The sequence below is a fragment of the Pseudomonas sp. TE50-2 genome, from assembly GCF_040813665.1.
Classification (GTDB): domain Bacteria; phylum Pseudomonadota; class Gammaproteobacteria; order Pseudomonadales; family Pseudomonadaceae; genus Aquipseudomonas; species Aquipseudomonas soli.
Map to the genome: position 1 here is coordinate 4,630,228 of NZ_JBFNXN010000001.1, position 14,475 is coordinate 4,644,702.

Sequence of the window (14,475 nt, forward strand, 5' to 3'; positions counted from 1 at the left end):
AACAAGAAGGACAGCGTCATGACGACCGAAGGCCCGCACAACCAGGCAGTGCTCCTGGAGGGCATCGATGAAATCGAGTGCGTCACCCCCGACCTCAATGGCGTGCCCCGCGGCAAGGTGATGACCGCCGAGGGCTTCCTCGAGGGGCGTCGCTTGCAGATGGCCCGTGGCGTGCTGCTGCAGTGCATCATGGGCGGTTACCCGGCGGCAAAATACTATGGCAGCGACGATGGCGACCTCGCGCTGGTGGCCGAACCCTCGCAGATCCACCGCCTGCCCTGGAGCGACGAGCCTCGGGCATTGGCGATCTGCGATGCGGTGGAACTCGATGGCACTCCTTCGGGGTTGTCCAGCCGTGGCCAGCTCAAGGCGGTGATCGCCCGGTACGCCGAGCGCGGGTTGGCACCGGTGGTGGCGACCGAGCTGGAATTCTTCGTCTTTGCCGCCAACGCCGACCCGACCCAGCCGTTCCAGCCGCCGCTGGGCAAGGACGGACGCCGGGAAATGGGCCACTCGGCCTTCAGTGTCAGCTCCAACAACGGCCTGCGGCCATTCTTCAACGAGGTGTACCGCTGCATGGCGGCGCTGGGCCTGCCACGCGACACCTTCATGCACGAGATGGGCGTCAGCCAGTTCGAGATCAACCTGCTGCACGGCGATCCTTTGCTGCTGGCCGACCAGACCTTCCTGTTCAAGCACCTGCTCAAGGAGGTCGCGCTCAAGCATGGCCTGACCGTGGTGTGCATGGCCAAGCCACTGGCGCACACGCCCGGCAGTTCGATGCACATTCACCAGAGCCTGGTGGAGGTCGGCAGTGGGCGCAATGTGTTCAGCGACGAGCAGGGCAGGGCGACCGACACCTTCCACCATTTCATCGGTGGCCTGCAGGCCTGCCTGGCCGACTTCACCGTGCTGTTCGCGCCGAACGTCAATTCCTACCAGCGTCTGTGCCACCCTTATGCGTCACCGAACAACGCCTGCTGGTCCGAGGACAACCGTGCCGCGGGCCTGCGCATCCCGGCCAGCTCACCTGTGGCGCGGCGGGTGGAGAACCGCCTGCCGGGCGCCGATGCCAACCCCTACCTGGCCATTGCCGCGAGCCTCGCCGCCGGCCTGCACGGTATCGAACGGCAGATTGCGCCGACGCCGGCGATCCAGGGCGAGTTCGAGGTGCCGGAGCACCTCAGCCTGCCTTGCACCCTGCATGCCGCGCTTGAGCGGCTCAAGCGCAGCGGCCTGGCGCGGGAACTGTTCGGCAAGGAGTTCATCGAAGGCTACATCGCCACCAAGACCCTGGAGCTCAGCGATTTCTTCGATGAAATCACCCCCTGGGAGCGCCGTGTGCTGGCCGCGCAGGCCTGAGCGCGACACGACCGCTACTGGATGCGCCCCCACGGCTCTTTTTGCTGCCTGGGGGCCTGTGCCAAGATGGATTTGCTTTTATGCTTGCCTGCAACCCAACGCCACCTGGTCAAGGAGCTTGACGGGACGTATGCGAAATATCTGGAAGCCGTTTCAGTCGCTGTACTTCGCCGCCTTGATGATGCTGATCGGCTCGGGCCTGCTGAGTACCTACCTGGCCTTGCGCCTGGCCGCCGATCATGTCGACAGCCTGTGGATCGGTGCGTTGATGGCGGCCAACTACTTTGGCCTGGCGGTGGGGGGCAAGGTAGGGCACCGGCTGATCGGCCGGGTCGGACATATCCGTGCCTATGCCACTTGTGCCGGCATTGTCGGCGCCGCGGTGCTCGGGCATGGGCTGACCAACTGGCTGCCGGCTTGGGTCGGGCTGCGCATGATCGTCGGCCTGGGGATGATGTGCCAGTACATGGTCATCGAGAGCTGGCTCAACGAACAGGCCGACGCCAAGCACCGCGGCGCGGTGTTCAGCGGCTACATGATCGCCTCCTACCTGGGGCTGGTGCTCGGCCAGCTGATCCTGGTGGTGCACCCGCAACTGGGGCCGGAGCTGCTGATGCTGGTGGCGATGTGCTTTGCCTTGTGCCTGGTGCCGGTGGCCATGACCCGGCGCATTCACCCCGCACCGTTGCGCCCAGCGCCGATGGAGCCGAAGTTCTTCATCAAGCGCGTGCCGCAATCGCTGTCCACGGTGCTCGGTTCGGGCCTGATCGTCGGCTCCTTCTATGGCCTGGCGCCGCTGTATGCGTCCAGCCAGGGGCTGAGCACCGAGCAGATCGGCCTGTTCATGGGCTGCTGCATCTTTGCCGGGCTGCTGGTGCAGTGGCCGCTGGGCTGGCTTTCCGACCGCTATGACCGCGCCGTGCTGATCCGCAGCGTGGCCATCGGCCTGGCCCTGGCTGCCGCGCCGCTGGCGATCCTGCCGGGGGTTCCGCTCGAGCTGCTGTTCGCCATGGGCTTTGTCATATCGCTGTTGCAGTTCTGCCTGTACCCCTTGGCGGTGGCGTTCTCCAATGACCACGTGGAGAGCGAGCGGCGGGTCTCGCTGACCGCCATGCTGCTGGTCACCTATGGTGTGGGCGCCTGTATCGGGCCGTTGGCGGCCGGGGTGCTGATGAAGCTGTTGGGGGCGCAGATGCTCTACGCCTTTTTCGTGTTCTTCGCGCTTGTGCTGGTCTGGCGCATTCGGCCCAAGGCTGTCACCGGGCTGCATCAGGTTCAGGATGCGCCACTGGGGCACGTGGCGATGCCGGCGGCGGGCTCGCCCTTGTCGGCGGCCCTCGACCCACGGGTGGATGAACAGACGGTGCAGGATGTGATGCAGGCGCCGGTGGCGGCGGAAGATACCGAGGAGGATGCCGGTGCGCAGGCGCAAGGCGAGGTGGGCAAATCGGTTTCCTAAACGGCCTGCCCAGGCCCAAATGAAAACGCCACCCGAGGGGTGGCGTTTTTCATGGGCTGGCGACGATCAATAGTCGTCCTTGTCGAACCGCCGCGCTTCACGCTGCAGCTGGTAGACGAAGCTCTCGATCTTGCGCTGGGCCTGACCGTTGAGGTTGTGGAAGCGAACCCCGGCGAAGGTGGTGTTGATGCGCTCTTCGAAGTGCAGGTGGCGCAGTTCGACCAGGGTGTCGGTCAACCCCAGTGGGTTGCCGGCCTTGAAGCGCTCGTAGACCTGGCCCAATTGCAGGCGATCCTCGACGTTGCCGTCGAAGCGCAGTTTGCAGCCGGTGGCCGAGATATCCAGCAGTTTGCCGCGCAGCGCGCCGTTGCCCTTGAGGTGGGTGCCATCGAGGGTCACATCGACCAGTTGCGACAGCTTCAGCGCGGCGCGGAAGGCATTGCGGCGCTGGTGATAGGTCACTTCATTGGGCAGCGGGCCACGGTAGCAGCGGTGGCCGTCGATCTCGGTGATGGTCAGCGGTATGCTGCTTTCCCAGGCGATGCGCACGCCGTCGTGGAAGCCTTCGATGCGGAAGGGTTCGCCGCTCTCGATGTACTTCTCGCCGTCGCGAGGGATCATTTCATCCAGTGCCAGGACACCGCTTTCCCGGTCGACATGCACCACATAGCTCTGGAACCGCTGGCTGCGCTCATGGAAGCTGATGATCAGCGGGTCGTGGCTATCCAGCAGCTGGCGCAAGTTGGCCGCGATCTCCAAAGGGGTGGTCAGCACCTTTGGGGGCTGGGGAGCATCGGATTCATTGAACACGGGTTATCAATCTCCAGGCAAAACGGCACACGCAAGTTACGGCATTTTGCCAGTATGTTCCGTGCCTTGATATAACTAAGATAGAACTAATCACACTTGGCTGATTGCGCGGGGCTTGGCCATTGGCGAGGTACCGCCACGGCTGTCGTAGAGCGACGGAGAATCGCCACCCTGAAGGATTCTGATCTGGTTGGCCGTGGTCTGCTGCTGGACCTGGATGATGCGGCCGTTGGTCTCGTTGACCTGCTGGCAGGCGTCCATGAGCTCGCCCAGGGCATCGAGGCGGCTCATGATGGCCTCGCCGTTGCTCGACTGCGCGGCCAGCGCCTGTGCGCCGGCGCGGTCGGCGCTCAGGCCGAGCTCCAGCAGCAGCTGGCTGCGGCGCTTGCCCTGCTGCTCGAGCAAGATGATCAACGACTGTTTACGGGCCAGGATGTGCTCCAGGGCCAGCATATCCCGGCCGTGCAGGGCTATCGCTTCGTTTTGCAGGAGTTCGAGCAGTTCCTGCGTTGGCGCGATGTCGTTTTCGATCAGTTGCAGCAAGGTGATGTCGTGCATGGCTAACTCTTGGCGGTTGCGTCCTTGAAGTCAGCGCGCCTGAGGGTCAGCGCTGGGCTTCGAAATCAAGCAGTTTGCTGGCGACACGGTCGGCATCGACCTTGTAGCTGCCATCTGCGATCGCTTGCTTCAACTCGGCCACGCGGGCGCTGTTGACGGTTGGCTGGTCGCGCAGCTTGTCGCTGATCTTCTGCAATTGCTGGGCCTCTGGGCTCAGGTGTACGGCTTCTCCGCTGGCATTGGCCTGCTTTGGCGCTTCACTGGCCGCGCCGGCTTTATCGGCGGTGCCCGGTGCGGCATTGCCGCGAACGCCGCCCGTGACGGACGGAGAATTGTTTAGACGACTGAAGTCGATGACCATGTTCAAAACCCCTGGGAATTAGGACGCATGCCTTGCTTTCGGCCTACCCGAGCAAAACTTTAGGCGTGAATGCATCACCGCCTCTCGGCACGCGTACGCAACCCGATGTGTGACACAGTTTAGGGTGCGCGGTTCCACATCGCCAGCGTTCTGTCAGTATCCCGACGCGGGGTGTTGCTACATGGCCACCTCGACCTGGCCGGGCCCTGTGACCCGTGCCTTGACCACGCGCTTGGAGTTCAGGTTGCGCACGCGGATCTGCGTCTGCAGGCCGCCCTTGTCCAATGCTTCGCCCGGCATGCGCACGCTGAGGCTGCCGCTGCGGGCGATGATCACCACGTGGTCGCCCTTGCGCACCACTTCGGCCTGCTCCAGGTGCTGTTGCGTCAGCACCTGATCGAGCACCGTGGGGCGCAGCAGCTTCATGCCCAGCGCCTGGTCCAGTTGAGTCAGGTAGCCGGGGCCCAGCGTGCCTACATCGCGCTCGCGCATGGCTATATCGCCTTCACCGACCACGCTTTCGCGCTTGAGCGGGCGAGTCATCACCACCACGTCGCGCAGCAGGCGCACCTGAGCCGGGACGAACACCGTCCAGGGCGCCGCGCCATCGCAGCGCACCCGTACCGTGACCCGCCCAAGCGGCGTCGAACTTTCCAGCGAGGCATCGAGCTGCTGGCTGCACAACGGCATGCGCAGGCGCGGGTCCAGGGTGTTGACCTGGATCTCGTAGCGCCCCGGCGTCTGGGTGGTCGCCAGATAATCCTCTACGGTGAATTCAAGAAACCCCTGAGTGACACCGATAAGCTGTTCAGGCAAGGTAAAAGCGTCCGCCAGCGTACGTATGCCGGGTGCCAGCAGGCACAGGGCGGCCAGTGAGCCGGTCAACAGGCGCGTCAGTCGTCGGAAATTTGTCGTTTTCGTGTACATGGCGTTCAAAAAAGCAAAGCCCGTGCCGATTTGGTACACAGGCAATCGTTGAAGGAGTCCGGCATGGCTGGAGTGATGGATTCGGTCAACCAGCGCACGCAACTGGTGGGGCAGAACCGCCTGGAGTTGTTGTTGTTTCGCCTCAATGGCGACCAGCTCTACGGCATCAATGTGTTCAAGGTGCGCGAGGTACTACAGTGCCCGGACCTGACCTTGCTGCCCAGGTCTCATCCGGTGGTGCGCGGCGTGGCCAACATTCGGGGGGCGACCATCCCGATCCTGGACCTGTCGATGGCCACGGGCCTTCCGCAGCTGAAGGAAGAGACGCGCAACAGCTTCGTGATCATCACCGAGTACAACACCAAGACCCAGGGTTTCCTGGTGCACTCGGTGGAGCGCATCGTCAACATGAACTGGGAAGAGATCCATCCGCCACCCAAGGGCACCGGGCGTGATCACTACCTGACCGCCGTGACCCGGGTCGACAACCGCATGGTCGAGATCATCGATGTCGAGAAGGTGCTGGCCGAGGTGGCGCCATCGTCCGAGTCTGTGTCGGATGGTGTGATCGATGCCGAGGTTCAGGACAAGGCGGTGATGCTGCGGGTATTGACCGTCGATGACTCGTCGGTGGCGCGCAAGCAGGTAAGCCGTTGCCTGCAGACCGTGGGCGTCGAGGTGGTGGCGCTCAACGATGGTCGCCAGGCCCTGGATTACCTGCGCAAGCTGGTGGACGAGGGCAAGCGTCCTGAGGACGAGTTCCTCATGATGATCTCGGATATTGAAATGCCGGAAATGGACGGCTATACCCTCACGGCGGAGATTCGCAGCGATCCACGCATGCAAAAGTTGCACATCTGCCTGCATACTTCGTTGTCCGGGGTATTCAACCAGGCGATGGTCAAGAAGGTCGGGGCCGATGACTTCCTGGCCAAGTTCAAGCCGGATGATCTCGCCCAGCGCGTGGTCGATCGGATCAAGGCGAGCCATTGAAAACGGCCGGGGGTCGTCCCCGGCGCTAGCGATTGATAAAGAGGCGGCAGCATTGTCTACGGGTAATTTGGATTTCGAACAGTTCCGGGTCTTCCTGGAGAAAGCCTGTGGCATCCTGCTGGGCGAGAATAAGCAGTACCTGGTCTCCAGCCGTCTCAACAAGCTGATGGAGCAACAGGGCATCAAGTCGCTGGGCGAGCTGGTGCAACGCATCCAGACCCAGCCACGCGGTGGCTTGCGCGAGCAGGTGGTCGATGCCATGACCACCAACGAGACGCTGTGGTTCCGCGATACCTACCCATTCGAGGTGCTCAAGAACAAGGTGATTCCGGAGTTCATCAAGAACAACCCGGGCCAGCGCCTGCGCATCTGGTCGGCGGCCTGTTCCTCCGGGCAGGAGCCGTACTCGCTGTCGATGGCCATCGACGAGTTCGAGCGGACCAACCTTGGCCAGTTGAAGGTGGGTGCGCAGATCGTCGCCACCGACCTGTCGGGCGCCATGCTCAACAACTGCAAGACCGGTGAGTACGACAGCCTGGCCATCGCCCGCGGCTTGTCGCAGGAGCGCCTGCAGCGCTACTTCGACACCAAGGGGCCGGGGCGCTGGGCGATCAAGGCGCCGATCCGCAGCCGCGTCGAGTTCCGTTCCTACAACCTGCTCGATAGCTACGCGCCGCTGGGCAAGTTCGACATCGTGTTCTGCCGTAACGTGCTGATCTACTTCTCGGCCCAGGTCAAGAAGGACATCCTCATGCGTATTCACGGCACGCTCAAGCCTGGGGGTTATCTGTTCCTCGGTGCGTCGGAGGCGCTCAACGGGCTGCCGGACCACTACCAGATGGTCCAGTGCAGTCCGGGGATCATCTACCAGGCCAAGTGAGGCTCAACAAAAAAGGCCGGTATCTCGCGATATCGGCCTTTTTGTTTGCGTTGTGAAAAGCGCTATCAGCTGTAGCCATCGATAGCGAATAGGCGCGCCTGCATGACGTCAAATTTTTGTTTTGCCGCTTTTACCGCCCGGCAATTGCCGCCCGCCGCGTTCGAAGCGGAAGCACTTTGCCGCTTTTCTGGCATTGCCATCTGCCGCATGCCCGGCAAACTCCACTGATTTCGGGGGTTGCCGGGATTGGCACAGCCCTTGCTAAAGCCTAAGCCAACGAAACTCTGGTCAACCTCTGAAGGTTTCCCCGATATGAGCATCAGCTTCGACAAGGCGCTCGGCATCCACGAAAAGGCATTGGGCTTCCGCGCCCAGCGTGCCGAGGTGCTGGCCAACAACATTGCCAACGCCGACACGCCGAACTACAAGGCGCGCGACATGGACTTCTCCTCCGTGCTCGCCGCCGAGTCCGACAAGCAGCAGAGCGGCCGCATTGCCCTGGATCGCACCAACAATCGCCATATCGAGGCTGAAGGCCTGGCGATGATGGATGACACCCTGAAATACCGTACCCCGATGCAGCCGTCGATCGACCAGAACACCGTCGATGCGCAGATCGAGCAATCGAACTACACGGAAAACGCCGTTGGCTTCCAGGCCAGCTTCACCCTGCTCAACAGTAAATTCAAAGGGCTGGTATCGGCCCTGCGCGGAGAGTGACCATGTCCCTTGCCAGTGTCTTCAACATCGCCGGTAGCGGCATGAGCGCGCAGAACACGCGCCTGAACACCGTTGCCTCGAACATCGCCAACGCCGAGACCGTCTCGTCGAGCATCGACCAGACCTACCGTGCCCGTCATCCGGTGTTCGCCACCACCTTCCAGCAGGCCCAGGGTGGCGCTGGCCAGTCGCTGTTCGAGGACCAGGGCGAAGCGGGGCAGGGCGTACAGGTCAAGGGCATCATCGAGGACCAGAGCAACCTCGAGGCGCGCTACGAGCCGAACCACCCGGCGGCGAACAAGGACGGCTACGTCTACTACCCGAACGTCAACGTGGTCGAGGAGATGGCTGACATGATCTCCGCCAGCCGTGCGTTCCAGACCAACGCCGAACTGATGAACACCGCCAAGAACATGATGCAGAAAGTGCTGACCCTGGGTCAGTAAGCGAGCCTAAATGACTACCACCAATACCGATAACAAGGTCGGCAGCGGCTATCTGGAGTCGCTGCAGAAGCCTACCACCAAGAACAATGCCAGCACCGGCCAGGCCGGCAGCGCATTGGGCAAGGATGCGTTCCTGAAGTTGCTGGTTACGCAGATGAAGAACCAGAACCCGCTCGATCCCCAGGACAACGGCGAGTTCGTCGCGCAGCTGGCGCAGTTCAGCAGCCTCGAAGGCATCCAGTCGCTGAAGGAGTCGGTCGACGGCATCCTTACCGGCATCGGTTCGTCCCAGGCATTGCAGGCTACCTCGCTGGTCGGCCGTTCGGTGATCGTGGCGAGCGACAAGGCGGTGGTAGACACCACCAAGAGCTTCAATGGCCAGGTCGTGGTGCCGTCGAACATCACCGAAGGCAAGGTCACCATCAAGGACAAGGACGGCAACGTGGTCAAGACCATCGAGCTGGGCGCGCAGAAGGCCGGCACCGCCGACTTTATCTGGGATGGCAAAAACGAAAAGGGCGAGGCGGTCGATCCGGGTACCTACACCTTCAGCGCCGAGACCAAGGTCGACGGCAAGGCCAAGACGCTGGCCACGTTGCTGCCGGCCAAGGTCAACAGTGTCAGCTTCCAGAACGGCAGCGAGATGATGGTCGACCTGGCCGGCATCGGCAAAGTCGGCATCTCCAAAGTAACCACCATCGGAATTTAACGCCGCAGAATCGGCACAAGGAGCGAGTACATGTCTTTCAATATCGGCCTTAGCGGTCTCTATGCGGCGAACAAGGCACTGAACGTTACCGGCAACAACATTGCCAACGTTGCCACCAGCGGTTTCAAGGCGTCGCGCGCCGAGTTCGGCGACCAGTATTCGCAGTCCATCCGCGGCACCGCCGGCGGCAAGACCCAGGTGGGCAGCGGCGTGAAGACCATGGCGGTCTCGCAGATGTTCAATCCGGGCAACATCAACGGCACCGGCCAGGCGCTGGACATGGCCATCGATGGCAACGGCTTCTTCGCCCTGAACGACAACGGTTCGCGTATCTACACTCGCTCCGGTGCCTTCTACAGCGACAAGGAAGGCTATGTCGTCAACGCCAACGGCGCCAACCTGCAAGGCTATCCGGTGGATGAGAACGGCAAGGTCATCCAGGGCTCGCTGACCAACCTGAAGATCGATACCTCGAACCTGTCGCCGAAGCCGACCGGTCGTATCTCTGAAACCGTCAACCTGAACTCCAGCGACGCCGCGCCTTCGGTTGCGCCGTTCGACCCGACCAATGTCAAAAGCTACAACTACACCTTCAACACCCCGGTCTATGACAGCCAGGGTAACGAACACCAGATGAACCAGTACTTCGTCAAGGATGCCGGCACCAACTCCTGGACCATGTACACCACCATCGATGGTCGCAACCCTGCCAACCCGGCGCTGACCACGCCGCTGGCCAACAAGCTGCCGTTCACCTCGGGCGGCAAGCTCGACACCGCGGCCATGACTGCCGGTGCGGTCACCGGTGGCCTGACCATCGCCGCGGACAAGACCTTCCAGCTGACCGGCTGGGTGCCTGCCGAGAAAAACGCGGCGGGTACCTGGGTCGGCAATGGCGCCACCGCGCGTACCGGTGGTGTGACCCTGGACATGCTGGCCACCACTCAGTACAACGCAGCTTCGGCCACCACCGCCAAGGACCAGGATGGTTATGCCACCGGTGAACTGGCCGGCCTGACCGTGGATCAGAGCGGCAACATGTTTGCCAACTTCACCAACGGCCAGAACAAGGTCATCGGTCAGGTGGTGGTCGCCAACTTCGCCAATCTGCAGGGTCTGACGCCGGTCGGCGCCACTGCCTGGAAAGAGTCCTACGCTTCGGGCGTGCCGATCATCGGCGAGCCAGATACCGGCACCCTGGGCCGTATCGCCGGCAGCTCCCTGGAAGACTCCAACGTCGACCTGACCGGTGAGCTGGTCAACCTGATCAAGGCGCAGAGCAACTACCAGGCCAATGCCAAGACCATTTCCACCGAAAGCACCATCATGCAGACCATCATCCAGATGACCTGATGATCGTGGCGTGAAAAAGCCCCTGCCCGCAGGGGCTTTTTCACATCTGGCAGTGCGGAGAGTGAAGTCATGAAGAAGTTGTCGGTGTTCGTGGTCGTGGCCGGTACGTTGCTGGTGGCGCTGTCGCTGGGGGCCGCGCCGGCGCCCTGGTATCAGTGGCAAAGCCTGGCGACCGGGCGCTACATGTGCTCGGCCAACGATCCGGGCGAGGGCTGGAAGCGTCATTCTGGTCCCTACCGTAACGGCGCCTGTCGTGACGACTGACGTGGGTTTGCCGCCTGCGGCAAGTATTCGCCGATAAACTGACGCCAACCGCCATAGGATGCCCTGAAAGCCCCGTGTTACGGGGCTTTGTAATGTTGGTTCGATAATTGCTTTGCCCTTGCCAACGACAGCGCGGCAAGGTTCGCGTAGAGGAGATGCTGTGGACAAGATGCTTTATGTGGCCATGACCGGTGCCAGCCAGAACGCGCTGGCGCAAAAGGCCCATGCCAACAACCTGGCGAACGTTTCCACCAATGGCTTCCAGCGCGACCTGGAGCAGGCCCGTTCGATGCCGGTGTTTGGCGACAGCTTTCCGGCACGTGCCTTTGCCATGACCGAGCGTCCGGCTACCGACTTCAGTGAAGGTGCGCTGGTCGAGACCGGTCGCGAACTGGACGTGGCGGTTGCCGGCAAGGGCTTCATCGCCGTGCAGGCGCCCGATGGCAGCGAAGCCTATGTGCGCACTGGTAGCCTGAACATTGACGCCCTGGGCGTGCTGCGTGCCGGCAACGGCATGCCGGTCATCGGCAATGGTGGCCCGATCGCGATTCCGCCCGAGCAGAAGGTCGAGGTCGGCGACGACGGCACCATCAGCATCCGCGCCATGGGCGAGGATCCGCGAGTGATGGCCGAGGTCGACCGGATCAAGCTGGTCAATCCGGATATCAAGGGTATGACCAAGGGGCTGGATGGCATGATCCACACCGCCAGCGGCCAGCCAGCTGATGCCGACGTCAACGTCCGCCTGGTCTCGGGCTTCCTGGAATCGAGCAACGTCAACGCCGTCGAGGAAATGACCTCGGTGCTGGCGCTGTCGCGTCAGTTCGAACTGCACATCAAGATGATGAACGCGGCCAAGGAAGGCGATGAAGCCATGGCTCGGGTTTTGCAAATCGGCTAACTACATTTGAACGGGTGCCGTAAAACAGGCGCACGAGGAGAACACTAAATGCTTCCGGCTCTTTGGGTCGCTAAAACCGGCCTGTCCGCCCAGGACACCAACCTCGCGGTCATCTCCAACAACCTGGCCAACGTCTCGACCACCGGCTTCAAGCGTGATCGCGCCGAGTTCCAGGATCTTTTGTACCAGATCAAACGCCAGCCTGGTGCGCAGTCGACCCAGGACAGCGAGCTGCCTTCGGGCCTGCAGGTCGGTACTGGTGTGCGCATCGTCGGCACCCAGAAGAGCTTCACTGCCGGCAGCCTGCAGACTACCGAGAACCCGCTGGACATGGCGGTCGACGGTCGCGGTTTCTTCCAGATCCTGCAACCTGACGGCACCGTTTCGTACACCCGTGACGGTACCTTCCACCTGAACTCCGACGGCCAGATCGTCACCGCCAACGGCTTCGCCCTGGAGCCGGCCATTGTCGTGCCGCCAGATGCGCAGACCTTCACCGTCGGCCGGGACGGCACCGTCTCGATCACTACCGCCGGCAACCCGGCCGCGCAGGTCATCGGCAACATCCAGACCGCCGACTTCATCAACCCGGCCGGCCTGCAGGCCATCGGCGGCAACCTGTTCCTTGAGACCGCCGCCAGCGGCGCGCCGCAAATTGGCACGCCGGGCCTGAACGGCTTTGGCACCACCCAGCAACAGACCCTGGAAGCCTCCAACGTCAGCACCGTCGAAGAGCTGGTGAACATGATCACCACCCAGCGCGCCTACGAGATGAACTCCAAGGTCATCTCCGCCGCCGACAAGATGCTGTCGTTCGTCACCCAGCAGCTGTAAGCCGTGGCGGCCCGCCGGGTGCGGGCCGCTGACCATCCGCTCGCTGTTGCAGCGCCTGTTTTGCCTAGAGGTAAGAGTCATGAAACGTCTGTTGTCCGTGTTCGCCCTGGGGGGGGCGGTATCGTTGGCCGGTTGCGTCGCGCCGCCGCCCAAGCCCAACGATCCGTACTACGCGCCGGTCCTGCCGCGCACCCCGTTGCCGGCGGCGGCCAACAACGGTTCGATCTACCAGGCCGGTTTCGAGCAGGGCCTGTACACCGACCGCAAGGCGTTCCGGGTTGGCGACATCATCACCATCACCCTCAACGAGCGTACCTCGGCGAGCAAGAATGCCGGCTCGCAGATCCAGAAGAACAGCAAGGCCAACCTCGGCCTGACTTCGCTGTTCGGTACCGTGCCCAACACCAACAATCCGCTGGGCAGCGGCGATCTTACCCTTGAGGCCGGTTACAGCGGTGACCGCTCCACCAAGGGTGACAGCAAGGCGACCCAGGGCAATACCCTGACCGGTTCGATCACTGTCACCGTGGCCGAAGTGCTGCCCAACGGCATCATCGCGGTGCGTGGCGAGAAGTGGATGACCCTGAATACCGGCGAGGAGCTGGTACGCATCGCCGGTCTGGTGCGGGCCGACGACATCGCCACCGACAACACCGTGCCGTCCACCCGTGTGGCCGACGCGCGCATCACCTATTCGGGCACCGGCTCGTTCGCCGATGCCAGCCAGCCTGGTTGGCTGGACCGTTTCTTCATCAGCCCGCTCTGGCCTTTCTGAGTACGGATGACCATGTTCAACGCTAGGCGGTTGATTGCCGCGACTCTGCTTCTGTCCTGTGCCTTCGGCGCCCACGCCGAGCGCCTGAAGGATATCGCCAGCATTTCCGGCGTGCGTGCCAACCAGCTGATCGGCTACGGTCTGGTGGTGGGCCTGAACGGTACCGGTGACCAGACCACCCAGACTCCGTTCACCCTGCAGACCTTCAACAACATGTTGTCGCAGTTCGGTATCAAGGTACCGCCAGGTTCGGGCAACGTGCAGTTGAAGAACGTTGCCGCGGTGTCGGTGCATGCCGACCTGCCGGCCTTCGCCAAGCCCGGCCAGGTGGTCGACATCACCGTGTCGTCGATCGGCAACTCCAAGAGCCTGCGCGGCGGCAGCCTGTTGATGACGCCGCTCAAGGGTATCGACGGCAACGTCTACGCCATCGCCCAGGGCAACCTGGTGGTTGGCGGCTTCGACGCTGAAGGCCGCGATGGCTCGAAGATCACCGTCAACGTCCCGTCCGCCGGGCGCATTCCAGGTGGCGCTTCGGTCGAGCGGGCGGTGCCGAGTGGTTTCAACCAGGGCAACAGCCTCACCCTGAACCTCAATCGCCCGGACTTCACCACTGCCAAGCGCATTGTCGACAAGGTCAACGAACTGCTGGGGCCAGGCGTGGCGCAGGCGATTGATGGCGGCTCGGTGCGGGTTACCGCGCCGATGGACCCGAGCCAGCGCGTGGATTACCTGTCCATTCTCGAGAACCTCGAGATCGACCCGGGCCAGGCCGTGGCCAAGGTCATCATCAACTCGCGCACCGGCACCATCGTTATCGGCCAGAACGTCAAGGTCTCGCCGGCGGCGGTTACCCACGGCAGCCTGACCGTGACCATCACCGAAGACCCGATCGTCAGCCAGCCGGGCCCGTTCTCCAATGGCCAGACCGCCGTGGTGCCGCGCTCGCGGGTCAACGCCGAGCAGGAAGCCAAGCCGATGTTCAAGTTCGGCCCGGGTACCACGCTGGATGAAATCGTTCGCGCGGTAAACCAGGTGGGTGCGGCGCCGAGCGACCTGATGGCGATCCTTGAAGCCCTGAAGCAGGCCGGCGCGTTGCAGGCCGACCTGATCGTGATCTGAG

At 62.7% G+C, this 14,475-nt stretch carries 18 protein-coding genes; 13 read left to right on the plus strand and 5 right to left on the minus strand.

The genetic code is table 11. The features are described from left to right. Positions 1-120: 120 nt before the first annotated feature. Together AAHK21_RS21165 and AAHK21_RS21170 are read left to right on the plus strand one after the other, a co-directional pair. Complete coding sequence (locus AAHK21_RS21165; RefSeq protein ID WP_367859014.1) at positions 121-1,362, plus strand: glutamine synthetase family protein; 1,242 nt, start codon at positions 121-123, stop codon at positions 1,360-1,362. Positions 1,363-1,492: 130 nt separating this feature from the next. Continuing rightward, positions 1,493-2,821: an MFS transporter gene (locus tag AAHK21_RS21170; protein WP_367858244.1), complete on the plus strand. Its 1,329-nt coding sequence runs from the start codon at positions 1,493-1,495 to the stop codon at positions 2,819-2,821. Positions 2,822-2,887: 66 nt separating this feature from the next. Here AAHK21_RS21170 and AAHK21_RS21175 read toward each other — a convergent pair whose 3' ends face one another. From AAHK21_RS21175 to flgA, 4 genes are all read right to left on the minus strand, one after another. Beyond that, entirely contained in the window at positions 2,888-3,631 is a 744-nt protein-coding gene (locus tag AAHK21_RS21175; RefSeq protein ID WP_367858245.1) for a flagellar brake protein, read from the minus strand. Between the two features lie 90 nt (positions 3,632-3,721). Continuing rightward, complete coding sequence (locus AAHK21_RS21180) at positions 3,722-4,189, minus strand: flagella synthesis protein FlgN (protein WP_367858246.1); 468 nt, start codon at positions 4,187-4,189, stop codon at positions 3,722-3,724. Positions 4,190-4,235: 46 nt separating this feature from the next. Then, the gene (flgM, locus tag AAHK21_RS21185) at positions 4,236-4,550 is read right to left on the minus strand and encodes a flagellar biosynthesis anti-sigma factor FlgM (RefSeq protein ID WP_110702385.1); all 315 of its coding nucleotides are present in this window, start codon (positions 4,548-4,550) and stop codon (positions 4,236-4,238) included. A 177-nt stretch (positions 4,551-4,727) separates the two neighbouring features. Continuing rightward, positions 4,728-5,477, minus strand: coding sequence for a flagellar basal body P-ring formation chaperone FlgA (gene flgA, locus AAHK21_RS21190; protein WP_367858247.1), 750 nt, complete (start codon positions 5,475-5,477; stop codon positions 4,728-4,730). Positions 5,478-5,540: 63 nt separating this feature from the next. Here flgA and AAHK21_RS21195 point away from each other — a divergent pair, with 63 nt between their 5' ends. Beyond that, positions 5,541-6,470, plus strand: a complete 930-nt coding sequence (locus tag AAHK21_RS21195) for a chemotaxis protein CheV (protein WP_110702387.1) — start codon at positions 5,541-5,543, stop codon at positions 6,468-6,470. Between the two features lie 52 nt (positions 6,471-6,522). Continuing rightward, the gene (gene cheR, locus AAHK21_RS21200) at positions 6,523-7,350 is read left to right on the plus strand and encodes a protein-glutamate O-methyltransferase CheR (RefSeq protein WP_367858248.1); all 828 of its coding nucleotides are present in this window, start codon (positions 6,523-6,525) and stop codon (positions 7,348-7,350) included. A gap of 65 nt (positions 7,351-7,415) precedes the next feature. Here the strand turns inward: cheR and AAHK21_RS21205 are convergent, their stop codons facing one another. After that, the gene (locus AAHK21_RS21205) at positions 7,416-7,682 is read right to left on the minus strand and encodes a hypothetical protein (RefSeq protein WP_367858249.1); all 267 of its coding nucleotides are present in this window, start codon (positions 7,680-7,682) and stop codon (positions 7,416-7,418) included. Here AAHK21_RS21205 and flgB point away from each other — a divergent pair. From flgB to AAHK21_RS21250, 9 genes are all read left to right on the plus strand, one after another. Then, positions 7,663-8,070, plus strand: coding sequence for a flagellar basal body rod protein FlgB (flgB, locus tag AAHK21_RS21210; protein ID WP_023629791.1), 408 nt, complete (start codon positions 7,663-7,665; stop codon positions 8,068-8,070). The two genes, AAHK21_RS21205 and flgB, sit on opposite strands and share 20 nt — an antisense overlap. A gap of 2 nt (positions 8,071-8,072) precedes the next feature. Next, positions 8,073-8,516: a flagellar basal body rod protein FlgC gene (flgC, locus tag AAHK21_RS21215; RefSeq protein WP_023629792.1), complete on the plus strand. Its 444-nt coding sequence runs from the start codon at positions 8,073-8,075 to the stop codon at positions 8,514-8,516. Between the two features lie 10 nt (positions 8,517-8,526). Then, on the plus strand, positions 8,527-9,225 hold the full coding sequence (flgD, locus tag AAHK21_RS21220; RefSeq protein ID WP_367858250.1) for a flagellar hook assembly protein FlgD: 699 nt from the start codon (positions 8,527-8,529) through the stop codon (positions 9,223-9,225). A gap of 30 nt (positions 9,226-9,255) precedes the next feature. Further along, positions 9,256-10,578, plus strand: a complete 1,323-nt coding sequence (gene flgE / locus AAHK21_RS21225) for a flagellar hook protein FlgE (RefSeq protein WP_367858251.1) — start codon at positions 9,256-9,258, stop codon at positions 10,576-10,578. Between the two features lie 69 nt (positions 10,579-10,647). Continuing rightward, complete coding sequence (locus AAHK21_RS21230) at positions 10,648-10,842, plus strand: hypothetical protein (RefSeq protein ID WP_367858252.1); 195 nt, start codon at positions 10,648-10,650, stop codon at positions 10,840-10,842. 160 nt (positions 10,843-11,002) lie between these two features. Continuing rightward, positions 11,003-11,743, plus strand: a complete 741-nt coding sequence (locus AAHK21_RS21235) for a flagellar basal body rod protein FlgF (RefSeq protein ID WP_023629796.1) — start codon at positions 11,003-11,005, stop codon at positions 11,741-11,743. A gap of 48 nt (positions 11,744-11,791) precedes the next feature. Further along, positions 11,792-12,577 carry a flagellar basal-body rod protein FlgG gene (flgG, locus tag AAHK21_RS21240; RefSeq protein ID WP_038706564.1) on the plus strand — a complete coding sequence of 262 codons (786 nt, stop codon included), beginning with the start codon at positions 11,792-11,794 and terminating at the stop codon, positions 12,575-12,577. A gap of 79 nt (positions 12,578-12,656) precedes the next feature. Then, positions 12,657-13,352: a flagellar basal body L-ring protein FlgH gene (gene flgH / locus AAHK21_RS21245; protein WP_110702406.1), complete on the plus strand. Its 696-nt coding sequence runs from the start codon at positions 12,657-12,659 to the stop codon at positions 13,350-13,352. A 6-nt stretch (positions 13,353-13,358) separates the two neighbouring features. Beyond that, positions 13,359-14,474 carry a flagellar basal body P-ring protein FlgI gene (locus AAHK21_RS21250; protein WP_167659457.1) on the plus strand — a complete coding sequence of 372 codons (1,116 nt, stop codon included), beginning with the start codon at positions 13,359-13,361 and terminating at the stop codon, positions 14,472-14,474. The last annotated feature ends 1 nt before the right edge of the window (position 14,475 follow it).

Coding starts and splice junctions, on each gene's coding strand:
- AAHK21_RS21180 (WP_367858246.1), bottom strand. CDS start 4,189: ATGCACGACATCACCTTGCTGCAACTGATCGAAAACGACATCGCGCCA.
- flgG (WP_038706564.1), top strand. CDS start 11,792: ATGCTTCCGGCTCTTTGGGTCGCTAAAACCGGCCTGTCCGCCCAGGAC.
- flgC (WP_023629792.1), top strand. CDS start 8,073: ATGTCCCTTGCCAGTGTCTTCAACATCGCCGGTAGCGGCATGAGCGCG.
- flgB (WP_023629791.1), top strand. CDS start 7,663: ATGAGCATCAGCTTCGACAAGGCGCTCGGCATCCACGAAAAGGCATTG.
- flgH (WP_110702406.1), top strand. CDS start 12,657: ATGAAACGTCTGTTGTCCGTGTTCGCCCTGGGGGGGGCGGTATCGTTG.
- AAHK21_RS21165 (WP_367859014.1), top strand. CDS start 121: ATGACCGCCGAGGGCTTCCTCGAGGGGCGTCGCTTGCAGATGGCCCGT.
- AAHK21_RS21230 (WP_367858252.1), top strand. CDS start 10,648: ATGAAGAAGTTGTCGGTGTTCGTGGTCGTGGCCGGTACGTTGCTGGTG.
- AAHK21_RS21250 (WP_167659457.1), top strand. CDS start 13,359: ATGACCATGTTCAACGCTAGGCGGTTGATTGCCGCGACTCTGCTTCTG.
- AAHK21_RS21195 (WP_110702387.1), top strand. CDS start 5,541: ATGGCTGGAGTGATGGATTCGGTCAACCAGCGCACGCAACTGGTGGGG.
- flgE (WP_367858251.1), top strand. CDS start 9,256: ATGTCTTTCAATATCGGCCTTAGCGGTCTCTATGCGGCGAACAAGGCA.
- flgM (WP_110702385.1), bottom strand. CDS start 4,550: ATGGTCATCGACTTCAGTCGTCTAAACAATTCTCCGTCCGTCACGGGC.
- flgA (WP_367858247.1), bottom strand. CDS start 5,477: ATGTACACGAAAACGACAAATTTCCGACGACTGACGCGCCTGTTGACC.
- AAHK21_RS21170 (WP_367858244.1), top strand. CDS start 1,493: ATGCGAAATATCTGGAAGCCGTTTCAGTCGCTGTACTTCGCCGCCTTG.
- flgD (WP_367858250.1), top strand. CDS start 8,527: ATGACTACCACCAATACCGATAACAAGGTCGGCAGCGGCTATCTGGAG.